This window comes from Cupriavidus sp. 30B13 (assembly GCF_049059565.2).
Lineage (GTDB): Bacteria > Pseudomonadota > Gammaproteobacteria > Burkholderiales > Burkholderiaceae > Cupriavidus.
The window spans coordinates 2722906-2749897 of sequence record NZ_CP188224.1 but is presented as its reverse complement, the minus strand read 5'-3'; the positions used below and the strand labels follow the sequence as shown (position 1 = coordinate 2749897).

Genomic DNA, 26992 nt, shown 5'->3' with positions numbered 1-26992 from the left:
GAGCGTCCCGGCCCGGGTGCCCGGGCGCTCAGCAGTCGTGCGCGAGCGCCTCGCCGGCGAATTCGGACAGGCTCTCGTCGCGGCAGAAGCTGAACAGCCGCATGCCGGCCTGCCGCGCGATGCCGATCGCCAGCGAGGTCGGCGCCGAGATCGTCGCCAGTGCCGGAATCTGCATGCGGGCGGCCTTGCGCACCAGCTCGTAGCTCGCCCGGCTGGACATGAAGACAAAGCCGTGGCGCAGGTCGGCGCGCCGCAGGGCGAGATGGCCGATCAGCTTGTCCAGCGCATTGTGGCGGCCCACGTCTTCCATCACGTGCAGCACGCCGCCGTCGGGCGCGCACCAGGCGGCGGCGTGGACGCCGCCCGTTTCGCGCATCAGCGGCTGGCGCGCCGGCATGTCGCGGGCGGCGCGCCATACCGCCTCGGGGCGGATCACGGCGCGGCCGGGCACGGGCGCCAGCGGCGCCGGCACCAGGTCGAGCAGTTCCAGGCTTTCCAGCCCGCACACGCCGCAGCCCGTGCGCCCGGCCAGGGTCCGGCGCCGCTGCTTGAGCGACATGAACGCCTCCTGCGCGATCGACAGCTGCACCTCGGCGCCGCTCTCGTGCATGGCCAGCTCGACGTCGAAGATGTCCGCGGCCGCCCCGACGATGCCCTCGGTCAGGGCAAAGCCCACGGCGAATGCTTCGAGGTCGCGCGGCGTGGTCATCATGACCGCGTGCGAGACGCCGTTGAAGACCAGCGCCACCGGGAATTCCTCGGCCACGCGGTCGCGGCCGGGGCGGGCGAAGCCGGGGCCGTGGCGCACCATCGCGCAGGCGATGCTGCCGCCGCGGTCGCCGGGGACGCTTAGGTCCCTTTGATCGCTTCGGTCGCTTCGGTCGCTTCGGTCGCTCGGGCCGCTCGGCCCGCACAGGGTTGTCGTCTCGGGCATGGCATGTCCCTCAGGTCAGCTGGTAGGGGCGCACGGGCGTGGCCTCGGCCGGCAGCTCGAGTTCGCACAGTTCCAGCAGCGAACGCTCGATGCCGTTCGTCATGGCGTCCAGCGCGAGATTGTTCGGCGCCAGGCCGAACGGCTCCGCGATGTCGCTGGCGATCGCTTCGAGCGCGATCAGCGTGTACGACACGAAGATGGAGATCAGCGGCGTGGCCATGCCGATCGAATCGACCAGCCCGAACGGCAGCAGCATGCAGTAGGCGTAGACCGTGCGATGCAGCAGCACGCCATAGGCGAACGGAATCGGCGTGGAAGCGATGCGCTCGCAGCCGCCCACCACTTCGCCCAGGCGGTCGAGCTGGCCGTCGAGCATCCACAGCTGGGTGCCGGTGATGCCCATGCGCCGGTGCGACGCCGCCAGCGCCGCGCGCAGCGCGTTGAGCTGCGCCACCGGCTTGTACTGCTTGTCGGCCAGCGCCACCACCGCGCGGATCGGCAGCAGGCGCCGCAGGTCGGGGGCCGGGCAGGTGCCGCGCAACTGGTGCTTCAGGGTATAGGCGAGGGCGACGATGCCGCGCGCGAAGGCCACGCCGTCGAACGCGCCGTCCATCGGCGCGGCATAGCAGAGTGCCTGCGACGCCAGCGTGCGCGCGGCGATGAGCATGTTGCCCCACATCTTGCGGGCTTCCCAGTAGCGGTCGTAGCTGGCGTTGTTGCGGAAGGCGAGGAAGATGGTCAGCGCCACCCCGCACAAGGTGAACGGCACGGCGTTGAGCGGGATCTTCTCGCCGAGGACGCGCCCGTCGGTCAGCACCGCGAGCCCGCTCACCACCGCCATGAAGACCAGCTGCGGAATGATGTCCCGGAGCACGGAGCCTTTCCAGGCGAACAGCATGCGAAACCAGTTCTGCGGGGGTCTGACGATCACGGGGTCGGCCTTCGGGTGGGGGGAACGGGATATGTGCCACAGCGTAGCGTCCCCGCCCGCTGGCCGTATTCGCGCCGCCGGCGCGTTCGTCGGATTCGCACGGCCGGCGCGCGCGCGCGCCGCGGTACCGTGCGAATCCGACATCCGCGGGCTGCCGCGAAAGCCACACGGCGCCACGCGGGCTAACCTGCCGCAACTGACGCAACCGCGCTATACCGAAACACGGAGCACCGCCATGGGCAGCAAGTCGAAAGCACGCATCGAACCCTACACGCATCCCGCCGCGGGCTGGGGCGCGCTCAAGTACGTGGCGATCAACCTGCTCAAGGAACGGGTGGCCGGCGGCAACTACCGCACGCTGTTCCGCCAGAACCAGCCGGACGGCTTCGACTGCCCGGGCTGCGCCTGGCCCGACCGCGAGCATGCCTCGACCTTCGAGTTCTGCGAGAACGGCGTCAAGGCGGTGGCCGCCGAGGCCACCTCCAAGCGCGTGACGCCGGACTTCCTGGCCCACCACACGGTCGAGGCGCTGATGAAGCAGACCGACTACGAGCTGGAGCAGCACGGCCGCCTGACCGACCCCGTGGTCTACGATCCCATGACCGACACCTACAAGGCGATCGCCTGGCAGGACGCCTTCGCGCTGATCGGCACCCACCTGCGCGCCTTGCCCGACGCCAACCACGCCGCGTTCTATACCTCCGGGCGGGCCAGCAACGAAGCCGCCTTCCTGTACCAGCTGTTCGCCCGGGTCTACGGCACCAACAATTTCCCCGACTGCTCGAACATGTGCCACGAGGCCACCAGCCGCGGCATGCCACTGACGGTGGGCGTGGGCAAGGGCACGGTCACGCTGGACGATTTCGAGCACGCCGATACCATCCTGATCTTCGGCCAGAACCCCGCCACCAACCACCCGCGCATGCTCGGCGAGCTGCGCGAATGCGCCCGGCGCGGCGCCACCCTGGTCTCGATCAACCCGCTGCGCGAGCGCGGGCTGGAGCGCTTCACCAGCCCGCAGCACCCGATGGAAATGCTGACCATGTCGAGCACGCAGATCTGCTCGGTGTTCGTGCAGCCGCGCATCGGCGGCGACTACGCGCTGATCAAGGGCGTGGCCAAGCGCGTGGTCGAGCTCGACGACGAAGCCGTGGCCGCCGGCCAGCCGCGCGTGCTCGACACCGACTTCATCGAGACCCACACCACCGGCTTCGCCGCCTTCGCCGCCGACCTGCGCGCCGAATCGTGGACGGTGATCGAGCAGGAATCCGGCGTGCCGCGCGAGGACATCGAGGGGCTGGCGCTGATCTACGCGCGCGGCAAGCGCGTCATCTGCACCTGGGGCATGGGCTTGACCCAGCACAAGCACTCGGTGCAGACCATCCAGATGCTCACCAACCTGATGATGCTGCGCGGGAACATCGGCCGCGAAGGCGCCGGCCTGTGCCCGGTGCGCGGCCACTCCAACGTGCAGGGCAACCGCACCGTGGGCATCGAGGAAAAGCCGGCCGCGGCATTCCTCGACAAGCTCGGCGAGGTGTTCGCCTTCTCCCCGCCGCGCCACCACGGCTACGACGTGGTGGAGACCATCGAGGCGATGCTCGAGGGCAAGGTCAAGGTCTTCGTCGGGCTGGGCGGCAACTTCGCCGCCGCCACGCCGGACACCTACCGCACCTGGGACGCGCTGCGCTCCTGCGAGCTGACCGTGCACATCGCCACCAAGCTCAACCGCAGCCACCTCATCCACGGCAAGGCGGCGCTGATCCTGCCCACGCTCGGCCGCACCGAGATCGACATGCAGGACGGCGTGGCGCAGGGCGTCACCGTGGAGGACTCGGTGTCGATGGTGCACGTCTCGTTCGGCATGAACCGCCCGGCCTCGCCCAACCTGATGTCCGAGACCGCCATCGTCGCCCACATGGCGCGCGCCACGCTCGGCGACGCGCAGGTGCCGTGGCTGTGGTACGCGCAGGACTACGCGCGCATCCGCGACAAGATCGCGGTGGTCGTCGACGGCTTCGAGGACTACAACGCGCGCATCGCCCATCCGGGCGGCTTCCACCTGCGCGTGGCCGCGCGCGAGCGCGAATGGCACACCCCGTCGGGCAAGGCCGTGTTCCTGGTCAACCCGCTTACCGCCGACACGCCCATCGCGCGGGCCCGCGCGCAGCACGGCGAGCGCCTGATGACGCTGATGACCACGCGCTCGCACGACCAGTACAACACCACGGTGTACGCGCTCGACGATCGCTACCGCGGCGTGTTCGGCCAGCGCCGCGTGGTCTTCATCAACCGCGACGACCTGGCGATGCTCGGCTTCAAGGCCGGCGACTGGGTGGACATGACCACGGTCTGGGACGACGGCATCGAGCGCCGCGCCGACGGCTTCCTGCTGGTCGAGTACGACATCCCGCGCGGCTGCATCGGCGCCTACTACCCCGAGACCAATCCGCTGGTGCCGCTGGACAGCGTGGCGGACCTCTGCAACACGCCGACCTCGAAGTCCATCCCGGTGCTGCTGCATGCCACCGCCGCCCCGCGCGCGGCCGCCTAGATCGCATGCCACAGGAGGAAACCGCCATGCTCCCGGCTTCCGGCCCCGGCGTCACCTGCTTCGGCTTTCCCGTGGACGAGGCCGCCGCGCAGGCATTGCGCTACATCCCCATGAGCGTGCGCTTCGCGCTCGACCAGGAGGGCGTGACCATCGCCCTGTCCGAGTGGCAACTGCTGCCGCTGCACGCGCGCCGGCAGCTGGTGCAGGCCAGCGTGGCGGCCAGCGCGGCGGACGCGCCCGACGCGCAGGACGCCGCCGCCTTCCGCGCGCTGCTCGACGCCGCCATGCGGCAGCACCTCGGCAAGGCGCCGGCCAGGCTCGACGTGGCGCCCGACGCGTCATGGCGCGAGGTCGGCGCGCTGCCCGCCGCCGTGCTGGCGCAGTATGCGTGGGCCGGCCTCGCGCCGGCCGCGCCCGAGGCGTGGCGTCGGCTGCCGCCGCTGGCGCGCTACACGCTGGCCAAGATGTCCCGCAAGCCGCGCCCCAACGAAGCGTTCCGCGCCGCGCTGGCCGAACTGCGGCTGGCATAGCCGCATGGATGGCCGCCCGGCCTGGCGCAAAGTGCCGGGAGCCTTGTAGACTGCAGCCTGTCGATTCGCGACATTCACGACCTCACGACGTTCGCGACAGCAGGGGGGCAGGCAATGGTTCTCCACACCCGATATGCCGCCGGCGATGCCGCCCGCGGACACCGGCCGCGGCGCGCGGCGGCGCTGGCCTGGCTGGCGGCGCTGGCGATGCTGCCCGGCCTGGCCGCCGGCCCCGCCGCCGCCGAGACGCTCGCCTATGCACCCGGCATGGTGTGCGGCGCCGACCCCGCGCGCCCCGACCGGGACGATGCCCTCGCGCAGCGGATCGCGGCGACGCCGCGCGGCGCGGTGGCCTACTACCGCTTCGGCCAGGGCAGCCCGATCGTGCTGGTGACCGGCTATCGCGCCACCATGGCGGAGTGGAACGCCTATTTCCTCGGCGAACTGGCCAGGACCCACGAGGTGATCGTGTTCGACAACCGCGGCATCGGCCGTTCGGTGGCGCGCGCCGGCGGCGACCGGCTCGGCGACCTGTCGCGCGATACCGGGGCGCTGATCGAGACGCTCGGCCTCAAGGACGTGACGGTGCTGGGCTGGTCGATGGGCGGCGCCGTGGCCCAGTTGCTGGCGCTGGAGCAGCCGGCGCTGGTGTCGCGCCTGGTGCTGCTGAGCACGCTGCCGCCGGGGCGCGCCTCGGTGCCGGTCTCCGGCCGCGTCGAGCAGGTCCTGTCCGGCAGCGGCAAGGGCCACTACGAGCGCGTGATGGACCTGCTCTTTCCGCCGGCGGTGGCGCCGCGCGCGGCACAGTGTTTCCTCAAGGACATGTTCACGCCGCCCGGCTATGGCAACCCCGCCATCCCGCCGGCCGTGACCCGCCAGCAGGACGCCATGCTGCGCGCGTGGCACGGGGACGACCGCGCGTTTGGCCGCCTGCGGCAGGTCGCGGCGCCGGCGCTGGTGCTGGCCGGCACCGACGACGCGGTGCTGGCGCCGCGCAACGCGCGGGTCCTGGCGCAGGCGCTGCCGCGCGCCACGCTCGACGACGTGGCCGGCGGCGGCCACGCGATGATGTACCAGTATCCGCGCCAGCTGGCGCAGCGCATCAGCGCGTTCATCGGGCGCTGACGCCGGCCCCGCCGACGCCGGCCCCCGCCGACGCAGGCCCGTTCCCCGCTTCGGCAAAACCTGAGCATTTCCCCCGAAATCTCGCATTTTCGCGCGCGCGCCTGCCGCCTACATTGGCACTGTCGCCACACGGACCGCGTCGGTCCACCGGCTCAGTCCCCAGGTACAGGTGCCAACATGGAATACGGATCAGACAAGACCATCGCCATCGTCGATGGCTACTCCACGGGCCGCGAACTGGCCCGCGAACTCTCGGCCAAGGGCGTGCGCTGCGTGCACGTGCGCTCCACGGCGCAGATGCCGCCGGCGGTCGCCCGTTCGTTCGACCCCGGCCGCTACGACGAAGACCTCGGCCATCTGGGCACGGTGGAGGCCGCCGCGCTCAGGCTGTCCGCGCTGCGCCCGCATGCGGTGGTGGCGGGCTCGGAATGGGGCGTGTCCTACGCCGAGCAGCTCGCGTACGTGATGGACCTGCCGGCCAACCGCATGGAAACGCTGCGCGCGCGGCGCGACAAGTTCGAGATGATCGAGGCGCTGCGCGCGCGCGGGCTGCACTGCGCCGAGCAGATCGTGACCGCCTCGGCGCTCGAGGCGCGCCGCTGGGCGAGCCGCAAGGGCAACTGGCCGGTGGTGGTCAAGCCGCTCGACAGCGCGAGTTCCGAAGGCGTGGTGATCTGCTTCAACGACGCGGACATCGAGCGCGCCTTCGCGCAGGCGCTCAACCGGGGCAACCTGCTCGGCGCCGTCAACGACCGCCTGCTGGTCCAGTCGTTCCTGGCGGGCCCGCAGTTCATCGTCAACACCATCAGTTGCGGCGGCCGGCATTTCGTCACCGATGCCTGGCACGTGGGCCTGCGCATGGTGCAGGGCGCCTCGGTCGCCGCGGAATGGGTGCGGCTGCTCGATCCGGCCGCCACGCCGTGGAAGCGGCTGCTTCCCTATACGCGCGACGCGCTGGGCGCGCTCGGCGTGCAGAACGGTGCGGCCCATGCGGAGCTGAAGTGGACGCCGCGCGGCCCCGCGCTGATCGAGGCCGGCGCGCGCCTGATGGGCGGGGCGATGGACTGGGAGCCCTACGCCGCGGCCGGCATGCAGACCCAGGCCGAGCGCTACGCGGACCTGCTCGCCGGCGCCGGCTGGAGCCACCGCGCGGACCACGGCGAGGCCCCGGCCGGGCTGCCGCCGCAGGCGCACTACACGTTCAGGCGCCCCTTCGCCAAGGCGTTCTTCGTGTTCGCGCACGATGGCCTGGTGCGCGGCACCGGCGGGCTGGCGAAGCTGCGGCTGCTGCCGTCGTTCCACTCGCACCACCGTCCGCTGGAAGCGGGCGCGCGGGTCTGGCGGACCGCGGATTCGTTCTTCTGCGGCGGTGTGGTCTACCTGTCGCATGACGATCCGGGCCAGCTCAGCGCCGACCTGCAGGCATTCCGCGCGTGGAATGATGCCGGCGAGCTCTACGACGTCGCCCCCGCCGCGATGCTGCGGAGCGCGGCATGATTGCCGCCCAGGGACTGACGCTGGGCGCGGTCGGCCTGCAGTCGGCCGGCAAGGTCCTGTACGGCACGTTCATCCCCGGCGTGTCGGCCGCGGTCTTCATCCTGGCCAGCTTCGCGCTGACCGCGGCGGTGTTCCTGCTCGGCGCGCGCCTGCGCGCGCCGAGGACGGGGCGCCGTGCCATGGTCATGATGAACGTGTGGACCGCAGTCACGTTCCTGGGTTTTTTCTACGCGCTGCAGCACCTGCCGCCGGCCACCGTGGGCGCCCTCGACATCGGCGCGTCGCTGCTCGCGGGCGTGCTGCTGGTGCGCCTGCGCCGCGGCCCGGGCCTGTGCCCGCGCCGGGCGCTGGCCTGCGCCGGCATCGTCGGCGGCTGCGCCATCCTGGCGGCCGCCGAGATGCAGCGGGCCGCGCCGGGCGGCGAGGTCCTGCTGGCGGGGCTCGCGCTGTTCGCCTGCCTGATGGTGGGCGTGGCCTCGGCGCTGGTGGCCACGCTGTCGAAGGCGCTCGCCACGCAGGGCTGGCGCCCCGGGGACATCCTGGCCCACCGCTTCTATCTCACCATCGCGGCGGCGGTGCTGTGGCTGGCGGCGGGCGGGCAGGACGCCACGGTCACGCCGGGCGAGCTGTCGGTGATGCTGGCGATCGGCTCGGTCGCGGTGCTGCTGCCGATGCTGCTGCTGCAACTGGCGATCCAGCGCGCCGACGCCGTGACCGTGCTGATCTGCATGGCGGCGCAGCCGATGCTGTCGTTCGCGCTGTCGATGCTGTCGCCGGCGTACGACTGGAGCACGCTGACGCTGGCCGGCGTGCTGGTGGTGACGGCGGCGCTGCTGCTCGATATCCGCGCGCGGCGGGCGGCGCCGGGGCTGCCGGCGGCGCGGTAGGGGCGGGAGCGGAACGAACCGGAGAGCGAACCTGAGAGCAAAGCGCGAAGGACGGGGCGCGGGTCAGGAAAGCAGTTCGCCGCGCAGCGCGTTGGCAATGCGCGATACCGAGGGGTGGCAGGCCCGGTGCGCGATCGAGATGGCATAGAACTCGTCGAACACGTCCGTCATGGTGCCGAGCAGGCGCACGCCGTGCTCGCGCAGCAGTTGTTCCTCGAGCGCGGCCGACGCGGCGAACACGCCGCGCCCTTCGCGGCCGAACGCCAGCATCAGCGCGTCGTCGTCGAACTCGCCCACGATCAGCGGCCGGATGCCCATCTCCGTGAGCCAGCCTTCCACCCTCGGGCGCAGCGCGCTGTCGATGCCCGGCATCAGCATCGGCGCGCCGTGCAGGCAGGCCGGGAACGCCGCCGTGCATTTGCCGCCCAGGCTGCCGCCGGCGAAGATCGCGATGCCGGACTGGCCCAGGTGGTGATGCACCGCCCGCGCGCTGGCCGCCTGCGGATGCGGCGAGTCCGACAGCACCAGGTCCAGCCGGTGCGCTTCGAGCTCCGTCAGCAGGGCCGGCAGGCCGCCCTCGCGGCAGACGATCCGCACCGCCTCCGCATGGGCCATGGCGGGCTCCAGCAGCCGGTACGCAATCGGCTTGGGGATGGAGTCCGCGATGCCCACCTTGAACGGCGCCGGCGCGCCGGCGGCCGCCAGCGGCTTGAGCGCGGACTCCAGCTGCGCGCCCAGGCTGAAGATCTCGTCCGCATAGCGGAAGGCGACGCGGCCCTGGTCGGTGAGGCGGATATTGCGTCCGTCGCGCTCGAACAGCGCACAGCCGAAGCGCTCTTCGAGCAGCTTGATCTGGCCGCTCAGCGTCTGCGGCGTCACATGCAGCTGCGTGCCCGCGCGCACGATGCCGCCGCTGCGCGCCGCCATCCAGAAGTAATAGAGGTGTTTGAAGTTCATCGCATTGCGTCCGTCTTGCCCAGGCCGGCCATGTGCCGCGCGCGCCGGGCTTGCTGCTGTCGATCCCCGGCACGCCAGGGCGCGGGAGTGTCAGTTCGCCCGGCCGTCGCGCTCCAGGTGGCGCATCCGGCGTTCCGGGTCGCCCAGGTCGCCCAGGTCGGCGCAAGCCGAAAAGCAGGCTTCGGCGCGGCGCTGCGCGGCGTACTCCATCCAGAAGTTCAGCTGGGTGGCGATCTGGTCGACGAAGTGGGCAATCATGGCGGTCTCCGGTGTGGTGGATGTGTCGTGGCCGGATGGGTCCGGGCCGTCGGTGCACGGAAGACTACGAGGCGAAAGTGAGATGAAAATGAGCCGGGCCGGGGCAGGGAGAAGTACGGCGGAGAGGGCAAGATGGCGCGCGCGCGCGGGGCGGCGCCGATAAGGGAAGGTGGCCCTCATTCGGGCCTCATTCTGCGCGGCTAGCCTTCTGTCATCGACACGATGCACGGCAGCAACGAGATGGAGGTGGCGGGCCGGGTCGATGCGACGCGGGGCTCAGTCGACGTGGCAGCCCGGGCCCGACCGCGCAAGACATCCCGGCCACGCATATCGGAGATTCATCATGTTCAACTCGGTTCTCGAACGTTTTCTCGCCTGGTTCGATCGCTCTGAGCAAGACCGGCATCACGGCTATCTGTCGTCCTCGACCGATCTGCATGACCTGGAGCGGCGCATGCGGTCGCTTGAACGGAACGATTGAGGCGTTCCCCGACGGGTCGCACGGGCCATGCTGCCGGAGCGCGAGGCGCGGGCGGCATGGTCCTTGCATTGCAACGTCAATGACAATGGCCCGTGGACCGGGCCCGACCCTGGTGCTTCGAATTCCGGCTGGAGGCCGCCATGAAACAGCTGACTCACCATTTTCATGCCAACCCGCCGCATCACGGTGCGCGATATTACATGGCGATCGCGGCATGCATGCTGGTCCCGGCCGCGGCCTATCTGTTGTGGACATCGATGTCCGCGGCGGCATGATCCCGGCCGGGCCGCATCGCCCGTGCGGGCCGGCAACGCCGCCGCGCGCGCGTCAGAACGTAGCCGGAGAATTCACCCAAAGTACCTTGGCCACGTCGGTGCCGACGTTGCGGTAGCCGTGCGGCACGCTGCTGGGGAACGTGAACGCGTCGCCCGCGCCGATGGTGTAGGTCGCCTCGCCGAGCATCAGTTCCAGCGTGCCTTCGAGCACGTAGCCGACTTCCTCGCCCACGTGCTCGATCTGCCCGTCGCTGGCTTCGCCCGGGGAGACGATGTGGATGTTCGCCTGCAGCAGCCCGCCGCGCTTGGGCAGCACCAGGCGCTCGAGCGCGATTCCGCCGGACTTGATGACCGCGCGCTCGCCCAGCCGCAGGACCGGGCTTTCGGGGGGCGCCTCGTCGCTGGTGAGCGCGGCGATATTGGTGTCGAGCGCCACCGCCAGCCGGTGCAGCATGGCGAACGACGGCGTGGCGTGGCCGCGTTCGAGCTTGGAGATCAGGCTCTCGGAGCAGCCGGCTTTGTGCGACAGCTGCAGCAGGGTGTAGCCGGCCACCAGGCGGGCGTGGCGCAGCTTCAGGCCTAGCGTGGACGCGGGCGAGGCGGGCGCGGGCGGGGCCGCGGCGCGCGCCGGCGCGCCGGCCGCCTTTCCCGGCGCGGCCCTGGCCACCGGCTTGGCGGTGGCGGGTTTCTTGGCAGGCGGTGCGTTCTTGGTTTTCAATTCGCGTTCGTCCAGGAATGAGGGGAGGCGGGCAGCTTGCCGGCGGCCCGCCGCGCCGGCTACCGGTGCGCGAGCGCGGCCACGGCATAGGCCAGCGCCTGCGCGCCGAGGAACAGGTCGTGCGGCGCGGTTTCCTCGGCGGCATTGTGGCTGATGCCTCCCTTGCTGGGCACGAAGATCATGGCGGTCGGGCAATGCCCGGCCAGGTACATAGCATCGTGGAACGCGCCGGAGGTCAGCTGCACGGGCGCCGGCAAGCCGGCTTGCGCGCTGGCCCGCCCGCAGGCCTGGCCGATCAGCGCCAGCATCGCCGGCGGGAACAGCGTGGGCGGGCGGCGGAAAAAACACTCGAAACCCACGCCGCCCTGGCGCAGCCGCGGCTGCGCGGCGACTTCCGCGAGCCTGGCCTCGAAACGCGCCAGCACCGCCTCGTCCACGCAGCGCACGTCGACGGTGAATTCTACCTTGCCGGGGATGGTGTTCACGGAGTTGGGCGTGACTTGCCAGCGGCCCAGCGTCAGGCGCAATTCGTTCTCGTTCCCGTGCCCATGCCCGCCGCCGGATTCCGCCGCGGCGAAGGCGTACAACTGCTGCGCGATGGCTACCGCGGCGGCCATCGCGTCGCTGCGCTCGGCCATCGGCGTGGTGCCGGCGTGGGCCATCATGCCGGTGCACGCCACGCGGTACCAGCGCACGCTCTGGATGCCCGCGACCACGCCCAGCGGCACGGCGGCGCGCTCCAGCACCGGGCCCTGCTCGATATGCAGCTCCACGCAGGCGGACATGGGCTGCCGCATGGCGCGGCGCGGCACGTCGGGAAAGGCGGCCAGCGCGGCATCGAGCGCATCGCCGAAGCGCACGCCGGCGCCGTCCACCGCGTCGCGGTAGGCCGGCAGGCAGGCGGGATCGACGAAGGCGCTGGAACCCATGGCGCCGGGGCCGAAGCGGCTGCCTTCCTCGTTGGTCCAGGCCACCACCTCGATGGGGCGCGGCGTGCGGATGCCGGCATCGTTGAGCGCGGCGATCACTTCCAGGCCGGCCAGCACGCCGTACGCGCCGTCGAGCTTGCCGCCCACCGGCTGGGTGTCGGCGTGGCTGCCGGTCAGCACCGGCGACAGGTCGGCGGTGCCGGGGCGGCGGAAAAACAGGTTGGCGCAGTCGTCGGTGCTTACCTCGCAGCCGAGCGCGCGGGCGCGGTCGATGAGATGGCGGCGCGCGGCCAGGTCGGTGTCGGTCAGCGTCTCGCGCGAGACGCCGCCATCGCCGCGCCCGCCGAAGGCGGCGAGCGCGGCGATGGCCGCCTGCAGCCGCGCGCTGTCGACGTGGTCCTGCGCGCGCTCGGCGGCTTGTTGTTCCTGAAAGGTCAAAACGATGCTCCTGGATTGTGGTTCCCGCGCGCGCCGCGGCGGCTCACGCGAGGCCGCGCTCGAGCGCGTGCGCGGCGGCCAGCACTTGCGCGTCGCCGCGGTACGGGCCGACCAGCGTCACGCCGACCGGCATGCCGTGCGCGCCGCTGCCGGTGGGCACGTGCACGCACGGATTGCCGAGCAGGGTCCACATGCGGTTGAAAACGGGGTCGCCGGTGGCGCCCAGGCCGGCCGGCGCCTCGCCCTCGGCGCTCGGCGCGAGCACCACGTCGAACTGGCCGAAGGCGGGCTCGAACGCGCGGCGCGCGGCCGCGGCCAGCGCTTGCGCGGCGAAGTAGTGCTCGCCGCCGATACGCTGCCCGGTGGCCAGCAGCGCGGCAAAGCCGGCGCTGAAATCCGCGGCGCGCGCGTGCAGTTCCGGCGCGAAGGCGGCGGCGGCCTCGTAGGCCATGATGTCGATCTGCGCCTGGGTCAGGTGCGCGAAGGCGTCCGGCATCGCCAGCTCGCCCACCGTGGCGCCCTGCGCCTGCAGCACGCGCGCGGCATCTGCCAGCGCGCGGCGGCTGTCGTCGCCGGCGCGCTCCCAGTGCGGCGTGCGGCAGATGCCCACGCGCAGGCCGGCCGGCGCCGGGGCGTCGGCGGGCGCCAGCGGCAGGCGCGCCAGCGTGCCGATGAAGAACGCCGCGTCGTCCACCGTGCGCGCCAGCACGCCGACGGTATCCAGGCTCGGCGCCAGCGGCTTGATGCCGGCGCCGGGCAGCGTGCCGTAGGTGGGCTTGTAGCCGACCACGCCGCAGTAGGCGGCCGGGCGGATGATCGAGCCGGCGGTCTGCGTGCCGAAGGCCAGCGGCACCATGCCGGCGGCCACCGCGGCCGCCGAGCCGCTGGACGAGCCGCCCGGCGTGCGCGGCGCGTCGGCCGGCGCGCGCGGGTTGCGCGTGGCGCCCGGCTGGAAGGTGGCGAACTCGGTGGTGACGGTCTTGCCCATCACCAGCGCGCCGGCCGCGCGCGCGGCGGCCACGCTGGCGGCGTCCATCGCCGGGCGGTGCGCGGCGTAGATGGGCGAGCCATAGGTGGTGGGCATGCCGGCGGTATCCATCAGGTCCTTGACGCCCACCGGCACGCCCTGCAGCGCGCCGCCGGCCTGGCCGGCGTCGAGCAGGCGCGCCTGCGCCAGCGCCTGGGCGGCGTCGAAATGCTGCCAGGCCAGGATGCCGGGCTCGGCGGCCTCGATGCGCTCGATGCAGGCGCGCGCCACGGTTTGCGCGCTGAGCTCGCGCCGCCGGATGCGGGCGGCCAACTCGCGCACGGGAAGGGCCAGGAAATCGTTCATTGCCGGTTTTCTCCTCTGGATCTGGCGCGCTCAGCCGAAGTAGGCCGAGCGGACTTCGTCGTTGGCGGACAGCGCCTCGGCCGTGCCTTGCGCCACCACGCGGCCCTGCGACAGCACATAGCCGTAGTGCGAGATCGCCAGCGTCTGGCGCGCGTTCTGCTCCACCAGCAGCACGGTGATGCCGAGCGCATTGATCTGCTTGATGACCTTGAAATTCTCCTTCACGTACAGCGGCGACAGCCCCAGCGAAGGCTCGTCGATCACCAGCAGCTTCGGCTCGGCCATCAGCCCGCGCCCGATCGATACCATGGCCTGCTCGCCGCCGGACATGGTGCCGGCCAGCTGCGCGGCGCGCTCCTTCAGGCGCGGGAAGATGTCGTAGACCTTGCCGAGCCGCTCGCGCACCAGCGGCGCGTCGTTCTCGAGGAAGGCCCCCAGCGCCAGGTTCTCCGCCACCGTCATGCGCGGGAACACCTTGCGGCCCTCGGGAATGCACGAAATGCCCCGGGCGATGATCTTGTGGGTCTTTTCCCCGGCCAGGTCCCGGCCGTCCCACAGGATCTGGCCCCGGCGCGGCGGCGTCAGGCCCAGGATGGCGCGGATCAGCGTGCTCTTGCCGGCGCCGTTGGCGCCCAGGATGCAGGTGATCTTGCCCGGCGCCACCTCGATCGACACGTCGTGCAGCACGTCGATCTTGTCGTAGCCGGTGCTCAGGCCCTTCACGCTCAGCGTGCTCATGCTGCTTCCTCTCCCAGGTAGGCGGTCTGCACATCGGGGTCCGCGGTGATCTGCGCATAGGTGCCTTCGGCGATCTTCTTGCCGTAGTTCAGCACCACGCAGCGGTCCGTGATGCGCTCGATCACGTTCATCTCATGCTCGATCAGCACCACGCAGAGGTGCTTGAGCTTGCCGCGCACGTCCAGGATGTCGTTCATCAGCTCGTGGGTCTCGTCGTGCGTCATGCCGGCGGAGGGCTCGTCGAGCAGCAGCAGGCGCGGCTGGCTCATCAGCGCGCGGCACACCTCGATGCGGCGCCGGTCGATCATGGTGAAGGTCTCCACCGGCTCGAACAGGCGCGCGACCAGCGGCGGGCTGAAGATGTTCAGCAGGCCTTTCACCTTGTCCACATAGGCGTCGTACTCCGCGCGGAACGCCTTGCGGCGGAACAGGTTGAACCACAGCCCGTGGCGCATGTGCTGGTAGTCGCCGATCGCGATGTTGTCGAACACCGTCAGCGGCAGCGACAGGCGGGAGCGCTGGAAGGTGCGCGCCACGCCGCTGCGGTAGATGTCCTGCGGCGACTTGCCGATGACCTCCTCGCCGCCGTACGCGATGGAGCCGCTGCTGGCCTTGTAGAGCCCGGTCAGCACGTTGAAGAAGGTGGTCTTGCCCGAGCCGTTGGGGCCCAGCAGGCCGAGGATCTCGCCTTCGCGGATCCGCATGTCGAGGCTGTCGAGCGCGGTCAGGCCGCCGAAGCGCATGGTCAGGCCGCGCACCTCGACCATGGCGCCGGCGCCGGCATTTTCGTTGCGGTTCATCGCGAAGTCTCCCGGGCAAAGAACAGGCGCGTCTTGCGCGGCATCAGCCCGTCGGGGCGGAACAGCAGGATGGCGATCACCAGCGCCGCGTAGAACAGGAAGCGGTATTCCTGGATGAACTGCAGCTTCTCGGGCAGCACCAGCACGATGATCGCGGCCGGCACCAGGCCCACGGCATTGCCCAGCCCGCCCAGGATCACGATGGACAGCATCAGCAGCGAATCCGAGAACGTGAAGTTGTTGGGCGCCACGAAGCCGGTCAGCATGCCGTACACGCTGCCGGCGATGCCGGCGAAGAAGTTGCCCAGCATGAATGCCACGACCTTCCAGCGCGCGATATGCAGGCCGAAGGTGGCGGCGGCGGTTTCGTCGGTGCGCACCACGTCCATGGCCAGGCCCACCCACGAGTGCTCCAGCGCCTTGACGACGACGAACACGCCGCCGCAGAGGCCCAGGCTCAGCAGGGCATAGCTGACGTAGAACGACACGTCGGCGCCGAACACCGCGAAGCCGTCGTTGAGGGCATAGCCGAAGATGCGCATGCCGGGCACCTGCAGGCCTTGCGGGCCGCCCAGCACGTCGTTGACCTCGATGAAGGTCTTGAACAGGATGCCGAAGGCGATGGTGACCAGCGCGGCATAGTGGCCGCGCGTGCGCAGCACCGGCGCGATCAGCAGCGACCCCACCAGCGCGGCGACCGCGCCGGAGATGGCGATGACCAGCAGGTGCGGCAGGCCGGTGTGCGCCGCCAGCACGGCGGTGGCGTAGCTGCCGATGCCGAAGAACGCCGCGCCGGCGAAATTGGCCACGCCCGAGAAGCCGAACTGCAGCGTCAGCCCCAGGCACGCGGTGGTGTACAGCAGCACGGTGCAGATCATCAGCAGCGCGAAGTGCGTATCGTAGAACGCCGCGATCAGCGCCAGCGTGCCGCCCGCCGCCCACAGGCGCGCCAGGCCGGGCCGGCTCATGCCGGCCGCCTCGATGCGGCGGGTGGCGCCGAGCCGGCGGCCGGCCACCACCGCGGCCAGCGCCACCAGCAGCAGGATGGCCACGCTCAGCTGCGACTCCGCATGCAGGAACAGCCACAGGTAGACCGTGATGGCGATGCCGGCCGCGGCCAGCACGGCGGCGGGCGCGCGCATCGGGATGGTTGCTTGGTTCATGGTGTTGGTCTCCCTGTGGCCTCAGACCCGCTCACTGGTTTTCTCGGCGATCAGTCCGGTCGGCTTGAACGCCATCAGCACGATCACCACGGCAAAGGCGAACACGTCCTTGTACGCGCTCGGGATATCGGGCACCAGCGCCGGCAGCGTGGCGCTGCCGATCACCTGCAGCGCCGCGAACAGGAAGCCGCCCAGGATCGCCCCGTAGATATTGCCCAGCCCGCCCAGGATGGCAGCGGCGAATCCGATCACGCCCAGCAGCAGGCCCACGTTGAAGTTGATCTCGTTGTAGTACAGGCCGTTCATCACGCCGGCCAGCGCCGCCATGGCCGAGCCGAGCGCGAAGGTAAACAGCACCACGGCCTCGAAGTTGATGCCCATCAGCCGCGCCGTCTCGCCGTCCTGGGCCACCGCGCGGATCGCCATGCCGAAGCGGGTGCGCGTGATCAGCAGGTGCACGCCGACGATGATGGCGATGCCCGTGGCGAGCAGGATCACGTTGTCCGCGCGCAGCGACAGGCTGCCCAGCTCGATCGAGGCGGTCGGCAGCAGTTGCGGGAAGGGCTTGGGGTTGGAGCCGTCGGGATAGAACAGCCGCACGCACTCGCGCATCACCGTGCCGAGCATCAGCGTGGCCAGCAGCGTGTTGAGCGGCGGCGCCTTGCGCAGCGGCAGGATCAGGAACCTGGCGATTCCGGCGCCCAGCAGGCCGGTCACGCCGACCGCGCATGCCACCACCGCCAGCAGCCGTATCCACGGCGTGTCGATGCCGAGCATCAGCACGCCGGTGGACGCGGCCAGGCCGGCGAAGGCGCCGACCATCAGCGTGTCGCCGTGCGAGAACTTGATGACGTCGAGCACGCCGAAGAACAGGGTAAAGCCAACGGCGACCATGGCATAGATCATGCCGAGCATCAGTCCGTTGAACACATATTGGGCGATCACACTCATGGATTCTCCGCGTCGGGGAGGGCGCGTCTTGCGGCGCGGTCGGCCGCGCCAGGCATGGCGGCACGCTGCCGCGCCACCCGGCGGCGGCGCGGCGGTGCCGATTCGCGGCGGTGCGGCCTACAGGCCGGCCAGCTTCTTCTTGCCCTTGCCGTAGGCGCTGTCTTCCCAGATCACCCACTTGCCGTCCTCGACCACGTACTTGGTCACCAGCGGCACGATGTTCTGGCGGTGGTCGTCGAAGGTCACCTTGCCCACGATGGTGTCGGCGTCCTTGGTGGCGTTGAGCGCGTCGCGCACCTTCTTGCGGTCCGGGCCGACCTTCTCCACGGCGTCCATGATCAGGTTGGCCGCGGCGAAGGCGAACGGGCCGTAGGCTTCAGGCGGATCGCTGTATTTCTGCTGCGAGTACTTGCCCTGGAAGAACAGGCCGCCGGGCAGCTTTTCCCACGGCGCGCCCTCGATGAAGGCCAGCGAGCCTTCGGCCAGGTCCTTGCCCGTGCCCTGGATATAGGCATCGGCCTTGATGCCGGAGGTGCCCTCGAACTGCGCCTTGATGCCCAGCTTTTCCATCTGCGTGCGGATGCGCACGCCCAGCGGCGTCAGGCCGCCGAAGTACACCACGTCGGGCTTGAGCTCGCGGATCTTGGTCAGCTCGGTGGTGAAATCCTGCTGGTCGGCGGTCACGCCGAAGGTGCCCACCACGGTGCCGCCGTCCTTCTTCAGGAACTCGCTGAAGTATTTGTTGTGGCCCTTGCCGTAGTCGGTGGTGTCGTGGATGATCGCCCACTTCTTGTAGCCCAGGCCGGTCATGAACTTGGCGGCCACGTCGCTCTGGTTGATCATGGTGCCGTTGACGCGGTGGATTTCCTTGAAATCGTTGCCGTAGGTCACGTCGGGCAGCACCGCGCCCCACACCACCACCGGCAGCTGGAAGCGGTTGTACACGCCCACCGTGCCCATCGCCACGGCCGAGCAGAAATGCGTGACGCCGGCCACGATGCTGCGGTCCGCCGCGATCTTGGTGGCGACCTGCACGCCCACGTTGGGGCGGCATTCGTCGTCCTGCGTGACCAGCTCGTAGGTGTACCTGGACTTGGGGTCCGCGTTGCGCAGGCGCACCGCCAGGTCGGCGGAATTGCGGCCGCCCAGGCCGATGGCCGAGACGCCGCCGGTGAGCGGCCCCACGAAGGCGATCTTGACCACGTCCTTGGCGGCCGCGGGCGCCGACGCCAGCGCCAGCCCTGCCGAAGCCGCCAGCATGGCGGCGGCCACTACGGTGTTCTTCCTACGCATCCTTACCCCCTGAGGCAGATAGCCGGCAGCGGCCGGCCCGGTTGGTCTTCAAGTGACTTGAAAGAAAGTATTCCTGCAATCCGCAAAATTCAAGTTACTTGAATGCGGTGTTGCAACATGCGTGCCAGCGGTTTGGCGGGGCCGGTGGCCGATGTTGGTGCCGGATCCGGCCGGCCAGGCCGCGGCATGAGGAGATATCGGGGCGCGCGGCACGGTTGTGGTGCGATGCGCAAGCAAAAGTGCCGGCCGGGCCGGCGCCTCGCGCGGCGCGGCCGGGATGGGGGAAGAGAGGGGAAAGTGGAGAAGAAGGAAGGTCGGGGTGGCGCGCTACCGGCCGGCGGCGCGCCTTCCCCGGCGCCGCTAGGCGAAATGGCAGGCCACCCACTGGCCACCGCCCGCCTCGCGCAGCGCCGGCGCCTCCTGCCGGCAACGCTCGCCGGCCTGCGGGCAGCGCGGGTGGAAGCGGCAGCCGGCGGGCGGGTCGAGCGGGCTGGGCGGGTCGCCCGCCAGCAGCGCGCGGGGCGGCCGCTGGCCGCGCGCGGACGGGCGCGCCACCGGCGCGGCCGCGATCAGGGCGCGCGTGTAGGGATGCAGCGGGCGGTGCCACAGCGCGTCGCGCCCGCCGCTTTCCACCACCTGGCCGAGATACATCACCGCCACGCGGTCCGACACATGGCGCACCACCGACAGGTCGTGGGAGATGAACAGGTAGGACACGCCGAACTCGCGCTGCAGGTCCAGCAGCAGGTTGATGACCTGCGCGCGCACCGACAGGTCCAGCGCGGACACCGCCTCGTCGCACACGATCAGCTCGGGCCGCAGCATCAGCGCGCGGGCGATGCCGATGCGCTGGCGCTGGCCGCCCGAGAATTCGTGCGGGTAGCGCCCGGCCATGTCGGCGCGCAGGCCCACCCGCTCGAGCGCCCATGCGGCCTGCTCGCGCCGCTCGGCCGGGCCGGCGCGGCGATGGACCAGCAGCGGCTCTTCCAGCGCGCGCCCGACGGTGACGCGCGGATTGAGCGAGGCATAGGGATCCTGGAACACCATCTGCAGCCGCGCGCGCACGTCGTGCAGCGCGGCGCCTGCGCGCCCGGTCACGTCTTCGCCGCCGAACAGCACGCGGCCCTGCTGGACCCCCAGCAGGCGCAGCGCCACGCGCGCCACGGTGGACTTGCCGCAGCCGCTTTCGCCGACCAGCCCCAGCGTTTCGCCGCGGCGCACCTGCAGGCTGACGCCGTCGAGCGCGCGCACGGTGCCGCCCGGCGTGTCGAAGCGGCGCACCACGCGGTCGAGTTCGAGCAGCGGCGCGCTCATGCGGCGGCCTTGACGAGGCCGCCCGCGACCGCGGCGGGCGGCGCGAGCCGCGTCAGCGGAAAATGGCAGGCCACGCCGCGGCCGGCGCCGGCGGACAGCAGCGGGGCTTCGGCATGGCATGCCGGCCGCGCGTGCGCGCAGCGCGGCGCGAAGGCGCAGCCCGGCGGCATCGCCAGCAGCGACGGCACGGTGCCGGGAATCTCCGGCAGGCGCGCGCCGGGCGGAAGCTCATCGAGTGCCAGCGACGCCAGCAGCCCCTGCGTGTAGGGATGGGCCGGCGCGGCGAACAACGCCTCGACCGGGCCTTCTTCGACCACGCGGCCGGCATACATCACCGCGGCGCGGTCGGCCACCTCGGCCACCACGCCGAGGTCGTGCGTGATCAGCAGCAGGCCCATGCCGTGTTCGGCCTGCAGGCGCCGGAGCAGGTCCAGGATCTGCGCCTGGGTGGTGACGTCGAGCGCGGTGGTCGGCTCGTCGGCGATCAGCAGGTCTGGCTCGCAGGCCAGCGCGATGGCGATCATGGCGCGCTGGCGCATGCCGCCGGAGAGCTGGTGCGGGAAATCGTGGGCGCGCCGCTGCGGCGACGGAATCTGCACCTGCTCGAGCAATGCCACCGCGCGCTCCCACGCCGCGCGCGCGGAAAGCGGACGGTGCAGCCGGATCGCCTCGGCGATCTGCTGGCCGATGCTCAGCACCGGGTTCAGCGCCGACAGCGGCTCCTGGAAGATCATGGCGATGCGGTTGCCGCGGATGGCGCGGATGGCGGCGTCGGGCAGCGTCAGCAGGTCGGTGCCGTCGAACAGCACCTGCCCGCCGGCGATGCGCCCGCGCCCGCGCGGAATCAGCCGCAGCACGGAATAGGCGGTGACCGACTTGCCGCTGCCGCTCTCGCCCACCAGCGCCACGGTCTCGCCGCGCGCCACGCTCAGCGAGACGCCGTCCACCGCGCGCGCCACGCCGCCGCGCGTATCGAACCAGGTGCGCAGCTCGCGTATTTCCAGCAGGGACATGCCGCCGTCCTCCTAGCGTTGTTGCAGATGCGGGTTGAGCGCGTCGTTGAGCCCTTCGCCGATCAGGTTGAAGGCCAGCACGGTCAGCACGATGGCGATGCCGGGCAGGCCGCAGATGTACCAGGCGTCCACCACCTGCTCGCGCCCGCTGCCGATGATGGTGCCCCAGCTCATCACGTTGGGGTCGCCCAGCCCCAGGAAGGCCAGCGAGGCCTCGGTCTGGATCGCGGTGGCGACAGTCAGCGTGGACATCGCCACCACCGGCGGCAGCGCGTTGGGCAGGATCTGCGTGAGGATCAGCCGGGCATGGCTCATGCCGATGGCCTCGCCGGCCAGCACGAACTCGCGCTCGCGCAGCACCAGGAACTCGGAGCGCACCAGCCGCGCGGTGGGCGGCCACGAGACGATGCCGATGGCGATCACCGCGGTGGCCACCGAAGGCTTGAACAGCGCCACCAGCACGACGGCCAGCACGAACTTCGGCACGGTCTGGAAGATCTCGGTCACGCGCATCAGCGCCGCGTCGATCCAGCCGCGGTAGTAGCCGCCGATCGCGCCCACGGCGACGCCCAGCGTGGAAGCCAGCGCGGTGCTGACCAGCCCGACCAGCAGCGACACGCGCGCGCCCGACACCAGCCCGGTGGCCAGGTCCCGCCCCATGAAATCGGTGCCGAGCGGAAACGCGGGATCCTCGCCGGGCCAGAGCATCGGCGGCCCGGCCATGTCCCACGGGTCGCCGGGGAACCACAGCGGGCCCAGCAGCGCGGCGGCGGCCAGCAGCGCGAGCAGCACCAGGCCGACCAGCGCGGCGCGATGGCGCGCGAGCACGCGCAGCAGCGCCAGCAGGCGCGCGGCGCGCGGCGGCAGCGCGGGGAGGGACAGGCGCAGCAGGTTCATGCGCGGCCTCCGGCATGGCGCAGTTGCACGCGCGGATCGAGCATGGCGTAGACCACGTCCACCGCGATGTTGATCAGCGTGACCAGGATGGAGCTGAGCAGCAGGATGCCCAGCAGCAGGTTGAAGTCGCGCGCCAGGATCGATTCGAAGGCCAGCCGGCCCAGGCCCGGCCAGCCGAACACGGACTCCACCAGCACCGCGCCCGAGAGCAGCGACGCGACCTGGTAGCCCAGCATCGTCACCAGCGGCAGCAGCGCGTTGCGCAGCGCATGGAACAGCGTGATGCGCGCCTCGCCGGCGCCCTTGGCGCGCGCGGTGCGGATGAAGTCGGCGCCGTACAGTTCCAGCATGGCGGTGCGCACCAGCTTGGCGTAGACGGCCAGGTAGAAGGTGGCCAGCGTGAGCGCCGGCAGCACCGCGTGGCGGGCCACGTCGAGCACGTGGGCCAGGCCGGTATAGGCCGCGCCGATGTCGGTCATGCCGCCGGACGGCAGCCAGCCCAGCCGCGCCGAGAACAGCACGATGGCCATCAGCCCCAGCCAGAAGGTCGGCATGGCGTAGGCCACCAGCACCACCAGCGAGATGGCGTTGTCCTGCCAGCGCTGCACGCGCAGCGCGGAGACGACGCCCAGCGCCACGCCGAGCACCAGCGCGAAGCCCATCGCCAGCGCCATCAGCAGCAGGGTGGCGGGCAGCCGGTCCATGATCAGCGTGAAGACCGGCATGTTCTGGCGGTAGGAGAAGCCCAGGTTCAGCGTGGCGACGTTCCACAGGTAGTGCGCCAGTTGCAGGTACACCGGCTGGTCCAGCCCGAAGCTGGCGCGCAGCCGGGCCATGTATTCGGGCGTGGCGGCGCCGGCCTCGCCGGCCAGCACGTCCACCACGTCGCCGGGCGCGAGCTGCAGGATCAGGAAGTTGAGCAGGGCGATGCCGAGCACCACCGGCACCACCTGCAGCAGCCGGCGGCGCAGGAACCCGAGCAGCGGCGAGCGCGGCCTGGACATGCCGGCTAGGCCTTCTTCGGCGTGAGCCACGCGTCCGCGTAGGAGGCGAACAGGCCGTCGCCCTGCAGCGCCGTCTTCTGGAAGCGTGCGGTGGACACCGTGACCCAGGTCTGCTCGACCAGGTCGAGCACCGGCACGTCTTCCTGCACGATCTGCTGCCACTCGGTGATCAGCGCGCGGCGCCTGGCCACGTCGGCCTCGCGCCCGGCGGCCTCCATGATGGTGTCGAGCCGGGGGTTGGAGTAGCCCGAGCCGTTGGTCCACGGCGCGCCCTTGATGATGTTCCTGGTCCAGAACAGCCGCTGCACGCCCAGCGTGGGGTCGGGCAGGCGGTGCAGGCTGGAGATCATCAGGTCGTAATCCTGGTCGGTGAACACGCGGCGCAGGTAGCTGGCGGTGTCGCCGCCGCGCAGCTCGACCTCGATGCCCACGCGCGCCAGCGATTGCTTGATGAATTCCGCCGGGCGCGTGGCGGTGACGCCGCCGCCCGCGTCGTAGTCCAGCGCGATCCTCAGGCGCTTGCCGTCCTTGCCCGGCTTGAGCCCGGCTTCGTCCAGCAGCGCGGCGGCCTTCTTCAGGTCGTACGGATACTGGCGCGTCTGCGCGGCGTAGTAGTTGACCACCGACGACGGCACCGGCCCGGTGGCGGGCTTGCCGTAGCCGAGGAACACCACCTTGAGCAGCGCGTTGCGGTCGATGGCGTGGGCGAAGGCCTGGCGCACCCGCTTGTCGGCGAAGTACGGCTTGCGCACGTTGAACTGCGTCAGGAAGATGGTGGCGAGGTAGCGGCCGTCGTCGAGGTTGATGCTGTAGCGGGACTTGTCCTGGAACTTGTTGAGGTTCGACAGCGGAATGCTGGAGCCCAGCGCCACGTCGATCTCGCCGGCCTCCAGCGCCACGGTGCGCGCGGCGGCGTCCGGGATGAACCTGAACACCACGCCGTCCAGGTAGGGCTGGCCCTTCTGCCAGTAGTCCGGGTTGCGCGCCAGCCGCACGTGGCTGCCCTTGACCCACTCCTTGAAGACGAAAGGCCCGGTGCCGACCGGTGCGTTGTTGACGGGGTTGGTCAGCACGTCCTTGCCTTCGTACAGGTGCCTGGGCAGGATCTGCGCGCCGTAGGTGTTGATGTAGTTGATCAGGTAAGGCGCCGGCGAGGACAGCCTGATCACTACCGTGTGCGGGTCGGGCGTGTCCACCGCCGTGACGTTGGCGAAGGCGGCGCGGCCGAACGGGTGCAGCTTCTTCCAGACTTCCAGCAGCGTGTATTGCACGTCGGCCGCGCCGAACTGCTTGCCGTCGTGCCACTTCACGTTCTGGCGCAGCCTGAAGGTCACCGTGAGGCCGTCGGGCGCGGTGCTCCACGAGGTGGCCAGCGCCGGCACCGGCTGCAGGTTCAGGTCGTAGCTGACCAGGCCTTCGAGGATCTTGCTCGAGACCTGGCCGATGTTCATGGTGGTGATGAAGGCCGAGGTCAGCAGCGTGGGCTCGGGCGACACCGCCACGTTGAGCACGCCGCCGGGCACGGGCGTGCCGCCGGCGGTCTGGGCATTGGCAAAGGGCACGTCGCCCAGGCCGAGCGAGAACAGCAGGCCCAGCGGCGCGGCGCTGGCGATGAATTCACGACGCTTCATGTACGAGGTTCCGGCTTGGAAGGAAATCGGATGCGATGGAGAGCGCAGGAGGCTGCGCGGCGCTGCGTGTCGCGGTGTGGACCGTGACGCGCGCAAGCCGAAACCTTACGCGGCGGGGCGGCGTTCGGTAAGGAATAAGAACGACAGTGAATATGCGGATTTTTGCCGGCGTGCGTGCGGCGAGGAATGCAGAAGGCCCGGCCCTTGTCGGTGAGGTGGTCTGCTACCAGGGCTTCCCGGACGAACTGTTGCCCGAGGCGCTGCGGCACGACAACCCGCGCGGCCTCTGGCGGCTGGTCGGCGGCGAACTGTCGCAGGCCTGAGCGCACGGGGCATCGGCCCGCGCCGCGCCGGCGCGGGCGGCAGGCCGGATCGCGCGGCCGGGCGCGCGCGTTGCCCGGATCAGGCCACGGGCCCGGCCGGCCCGTCGACCTGGTCGAACTTGCCGCCGGTGAAGGCCTGGCGGTTGCCCGCATCGTCGATCACCGTGTAGGGGAAGATGGCGGGGATCGCGCTCACCTCGTCGAGGCGTGCGATCTGGCCGGGCGTCAGCGTCACGTTTGCCGCGGCGAGATTGCTTTCGAGCTGGGCCAGCGAGCGTGGCCCGATGATCGGCAGCGAGCCCTTGGCCGCCACCCAGGCGATGGCAATCTCGCCGGGCGTGACGCCGGCTTCCGCGGCGACCGCGATCAGCGTGTCGAGGATGGCGGTGCGCTGCGCGGAATTCTCCGCCTGGAACACCTTGCCGCCGAACCCTTCGGCGCGGCCCTTCTCGCCCTGGCGGTATTTGCCGGTCAGCATGCCGCCGCCGAGCGGCGACCATGCCACCACGCCCAGGCCGAGCGCGTGGCCGGCCGGCAACAGCTCGTGCTCGGTGGTGCGTTCGACCAGGCTGTGCTCGACCTGCAGGCCCGCGATGGGGACGGCGCCGCGCAGCTCGGCGATGGTCGCGGTCCGCGCCACGCGCCATGCCGGGAAGTCGGACAGCCCCGCGTAGAGGATCTTGCCGGCCCGCGCGAGGTCGTCGAAGCCCCGCACGATTTCCTCGGCCGGGGTGACGCCGTCGGCCATGTGGACCCAGTAGAGGTCGATGCGGTCGGTCTTGAGCCGCTTCAGGCTCGCCTCGACCGAGGCGACCATCGCCTGGCGGCTATTGCCGGTGACGAGGATGCCGGCCTTGGGGTCGGTTCCCATGGTGAACTTGGTGGCCAGCACGAAATCGTTGCGCCGCCCGGCGAGCAGTTCGCCCAGGATTTCCTCGGACTGGCCGAACTGGTAACCGTTGGCCGTGTCGATGAAGTTGCCGCCCGCGTCCGCGTAGGCGTCGAAGATGCGGCGGACCTCGTCGGGTTCGGCGCCATGCCCCCAGCGCGTGCCGAAATTCCCGGCGCCCAGCACCAGCTCGGAGACCCGCAGGCCGGTATGTTTTCCAAAGAGTTTGTAGCGCATGGATCCATCTCCATTGAAGTGGCATGTCGAGTCCGACATGAGAAAGCGAGGACGAGAAGACGAGAAGACGAGAAGACGAGAAGACGAGAAGACGAAGACGAAGACGAAAGGAGCCGCAGCGGCGTTACGTGTAACGCACTGCCGGGGACAACGGCGCGATGCGGCGGGCGAACGCCTACGAGTCGGGCAGACGGTCTGTCTGACCGGCCTGCGCGGCGGGAGTGCCATCGCGAATGTCATCGCGAATGTCATCGCGAATGTCATCGCGAGTGCCATCGCCAGCGAGCAGGCTGCCGGCCGCGGTGTCGAGTATGCGGCGGGAAAGCGCCTCGTCTTCGACAATGCGGGACAGCAGCAGGGCGCCCACCATCGTCGAGAGCACGACGAGCGGATCGTTCTGCGCCCCATGCGGCGCCGAGGCCTGCATGGCGCGGTCGAGGATCTCGAGATGCGACTTGAGGCCCGCTTCGAAGCTCCGGACCAGTGCCGGGCTGTGCCGCGCGGCGTCGGCGCCGAGCGCGGCGAAGGCGCAGCCCTCGCCGGCATGGTCGCGGTGGGCGCAGGACAGGTACTGGCCGACCAGCGTGGCCAGCGGACTGGCCGACGGACCGGCGCCGGCGCTCTCGACCACGCGCGCCCATTTTTCGGCGCTGTCGGCCAGCGCGCGCTCGCAAGCCTGGACGGCGAGATCGTCCTTCGACCTGAACTGCCGGTAAAAGCCCCCCTGGGTCAGGCCGGCCGCGCCCATCAGGTCGTTCAGGCCGATCCCGTCGAAACCGTGTTCGCGGAACAGGCGCCCCGCGGTATCGATCACGGTGCGCCGGTTCTCTTCCGCCTGTGCGCGGCTGACTCTCATGAGGCTCTCCGCCTGGTTGGATCGCGTCGATTATAT

General features: G+C 70.7%; 27 protein-coding genes. 8 read left to right on the top strand and 19 right to left on the bottom strand.

The features are described 5' to 3' along the window. Nucleotides 1-28: 28 nt before the first annotated feature. Together fdhD and ACKI2N_RS31330 are read right to left on the bottom strand one after the other, a co-directional pair. Nucleotides 29-811 carry a formate dehydrogenase accessory sulfurtransferase FdhD gene (fdhD, locus tag ACKI2N_RS31335; RefSeq protein WP_420992139.1) on the bottom strand — a complete coding sequence of 261 codons (783 nt, stop codon included), beginning with the start codon at nt 809-811 and terminating at the stop codon, nt 29-31. A 133-nt stretch (nt 812-944) separates the two neighbouring features. Continuing rightward, complete coding sequence (locus tag ACKI2N_RS31330; protein WP_420992140.1) at nt 945-1865, bottom strand: bestrophin family protein; 921 nt, start codon at nt 1863-1865, stop codon at nt 945-947. A gap of 235 nt (nt 1866-2100) precedes the next feature. Between ACKI2N_RS31330 and ACKI2N_RS31325 the strand changes: the two genes are divergently transcribed. From ACKI2N_RS31325 to ACKI2N_RS31305, 5 genes are all read left to right on the top strand, one after another. Continuing rightward, nucleotides 2101-4419 (top strand): FdhF/YdeP family oxidoreductase, encoded by a 2319-nt coding sequence (locus ACKI2N_RS31325; protein WP_420992141.1) that lies wholly within the window; start codon nt 2101-2103, stop codon nt 4417-4419. 26 nt (nt 4420-4445) lie between these two features. Next, nucleotides 4446-4949, top strand: a complete 504-nt coding sequence (locus tag ACKI2N_RS31320) for a nitrate reductase associated protein (RefSeq protein WP_420992142.1) — start codon at nt 4446-4448, stop codon at nt 4947-4949. A 114-nt stretch (nt 4950-5063) separates the two neighbouring features. Then, nucleotides 5064-6074: an alpha/beta fold hydrolase gene (locus tag ACKI2N_RS31315; protein WP_420992143.1), complete on the top strand. Its 1011-nt coding sequence runs from the start codon at nt 5064-5066 to the stop codon at nt 6072-6074. Between the two features lie 177 nt (nt 6075-6251). Continuing rightward, a complete protein-coding gene (locus ACKI2N_RS31310) occupies nt 6252-7571 on the top strand; it encodes a hypothetical protein (protein WP_420992144.1) in 1320 nt (439 codons plus the stop codon). Continuing rightward, nucleotides 7568-8458 carry a hypothetical protein gene (locus ACKI2N_RS31305; protein WP_420992145.1) on the top strand — a complete coding sequence of 297 codons (891 nt, stop codon included), beginning with the start codon at nt 7568-7570 and terminating at the stop codon, nt 8456-8458. Before ACKI2N_RS31310 ends, ACKI2N_RS31305 begins: the two co-directional genes overlap by 4 nt. 63 nt (nt 8459-8521) lie before the next feature. Here the strand turns inward: ACKI2N_RS31305 and nhaR are convergent, their stop codons facing one another. Further along, complete coding sequence (nhaR, locus tag ACKI2N_RS31300) at nt 8522-9415, bottom strand: transcriptional activator NhaR (protein WP_420992146.1); 894 nt, start codon at nt 9413-9415, stop codon at nt 8522-8524. Nucleotides 9416-9505: 90 nt separating this feature from the next. Further along, entirely contained in the window at nt 9506-9673 is a 168-nt protein-coding gene (locus ACKI2N_RS31295) for a hypothetical protein (RefSeq protein WP_420992147.1), read from the bottom strand. A 343-nt stretch (nt 9674-10016) separates the two neighbouring features. Here ACKI2N_RS31295 and ACKI2N_RS31290 point away from each other — a divergent pair, with 343 nt between their 5' ends. Further along, nucleotides 10017-10154: a DUF3563 family protein gene (locus ACKI2N_RS31290; protein WP_420992148.1), complete on the top strand. Its 138-nt coding sequence runs from the start codon at nt 10017-10019 to the stop codon at nt 10152-10154. Between the two features lie 140 nt (nt 10155-10294). After that, nucleotides 10295-10429, top strand: coding sequence for a hypothetical protein (locus tag ACKI2N_RS31285; RefSeq protein WP_420992149.1), 135 nt, complete (start codon nt 10295-10297; stop codon nt 10427-10429). Between the two features lie 52 nt (nt 10430-10481). On the opposite strand, the gene ACKI2N_RS31280 is transcribed toward ACKI2N_RS31285, so the two are convergent. From ACKI2N_RS31280 to ACKI2N_RS31220, 13 genes are all read right to left on the bottom strand, one after another. Further along, nucleotides 10482-11147, bottom strand: a complete 666-nt coding sequence (locus tag ACKI2N_RS31280) for a helix-turn-helix domain-containing protein (RefSeq protein WP_420992150.1) — start codon at nt 11145-11147, stop codon at nt 10482-10484. Between the two features lie 59 nt (nt 11148-11206). Next, entirely contained in the window at nt 11207-12514 is a 1308-nt protein-coding gene (locus ACKI2N_RS31275; RefSeq protein WP_420992151.1) for a M20 family metallo-hydrolase, read from the bottom strand. A gap of 43 nt (nt 12515-12557) precedes the next feature. Then, entirely contained in the window at nt 12558-13847 is a 1290-nt protein-coding gene (locus tag ACKI2N_RS31270) for an amidase (protein WP_420992152.1), read from the bottom strand. A 30-nt stretch (nt 13848-13877) separates the two neighbouring features. After that, nucleotides 13878-14585 (bottom strand): ABC transporter ATP-binding protein, encoded by a 708-nt coding sequence (locus ACKI2N_RS31265; protein ID WP_420992153.1) that lies wholly within the window; start codon nt 14583-14585, stop codon nt 13878-13880. Next, complete coding sequence (locus ACKI2N_RS31260) at nt 14582-15385, bottom strand: ABC transporter ATP-binding protein (protein WP_420992154.1); 804 nt, start codon at nt 15383-15385, stop codon at nt 14582-14584. Before ACKI2N_RS31260 ends, ACKI2N_RS31265 begins: the two co-directional genes overlap by 4 nt. Further along, nucleotides 15382-16548, bottom strand: coding sequence for a branched-chain amino acid ABC transporter permease (locus ACKI2N_RS31255; protein WP_420992155.1), 1167 nt, complete (start codon nt 16546-16548; stop codon nt 15382-15384). Before ACKI2N_RS31255 ends, ACKI2N_RS31260 begins: the two co-directional genes overlap by 4 nt. A 21-nt stretch (nt 16549-16569) precedes the next feature. Beyond that, nucleotides 16570-17499: a branched-chain amino acid ABC transporter permease gene (locus ACKI2N_RS31250; RefSeq protein ID WP_420992156.1), complete on the bottom strand. Its 930-nt coding sequence runs from the start codon at nt 17497-17499 to the stop codon at nt 16570-16572. A gap of 117 nt (nt 17500-17616) precedes the next feature. Then, a complete protein-coding gene (locus ACKI2N_RS31245; protein ID WP_420992157.1) occupies nt 17617-18792 on the bottom strand; it encodes a branched-chain amino acid ABC transporter substrate-binding protein in 1176 nt (391 codons plus the stop codon). 360 nt (nt 18793-19152) lie between these two features. Then, the gene (locus ACKI2N_RS31240) at nt 19153-20106 is read right to left on the bottom strand and encodes an ABC transporter ATP-binding protein (protein WP_420992158.1); all 954 of its coding nucleotides are present in this window, start codon (nt 20104-20106) and stop codon (nt 19153-19155) included. Next, the gene (locus ACKI2N_RS31235) at nt 20103-21119 is read right to left on the bottom strand and encodes an ABC transporter ATP-binding protein (RefSeq protein WP_420992159.1); all 1017 of its coding nucleotides are present in this window, start codon (nt 21117-21119) and stop codon (nt 20103-20105) included. The genes ACKI2N_RS31240 and ACKI2N_RS31235 overlap by 4 nt, the downstream gene beginning before the upstream one ends. A gap of 12 nt (nt 21120-21131) precedes the next feature. Then, nucleotides 21132-22016 carry an ABC transporter permease gene (locus tag ACKI2N_RS31230; protein ID WP_420992160.1) on the bottom strand — a complete coding sequence of 295 codons (885 nt, stop codon included), beginning with the start codon at nt 22014-22016 and terminating at the stop codon, nt 21132-21134. After that, complete coding sequence (locus tag ACKI2N_RS31225; protein ID WP_420992161.1) at nt 22013-23020, bottom strand: ABC transporter permease; 1008 nt, start codon at nt 23018-23020, stop codon at nt 22013-22015. The genes ACKI2N_RS31230 and ACKI2N_RS31225 overlap by 4 nt, the downstream gene beginning before the upstream one ends. 5 nt (nt 23021-23025) lie before the next feature. After that, nucleotides 23026-24651, bottom strand: a complete 1626-nt coding sequence (locus tag ACKI2N_RS31220; protein ID WP_420992162.1) for an ABC transporter substrate-binding protein — start codon at nt 24649-24651, stop codon at nt 23026-23028. 152 nt (nt 24652-24803) lie between these two features. Between ACKI2N_RS31220 and ACKI2N_RS31215 the strand changes: the two genes are divergently transcribed. Then, on the top strand, nt 24804-24974 hold the full coding sequence (locus tag ACKI2N_RS31215) for a hypothetical protein (protein WP_420992163.1): 171 nt from the start codon (nt 24804-24806) through the stop codon (nt 24972-24974). Between the two features lie 79 nt (nt 24975-25053). Here the strand turns inward: ACKI2N_RS31215 and ACKI2N_RS31210 are convergent, their stop codons facing one another. Both ACKI2N_RS31210 and ACKI2N_RS31205 read right to left on the bottom strand, forming a co-directional pair. Continuing rightward, a complete protein-coding gene (locus ACKI2N_RS31210) occupies nt 25054-26100 on the bottom strand; it encodes an aldo/keto reductase (RefSeq protein WP_420992164.1) in 1047 nt (348 codons plus the stop codon). Between the two features lie 175 nt (nt 26101-26275). Then, the gene (locus ACKI2N_RS31205; protein ID WP_420992165.1) at nt 26276-26956 is read right to left on the bottom strand and encodes a TetR/AcrR family transcriptional regulator; all 681 of its coding nucleotides are present in this window, start codon (nt 26954-26956) and stop codon (nt 26276-26278) included. Between the last annotated feature and the right edge of the window lie 36 nt (nt 26957-26992).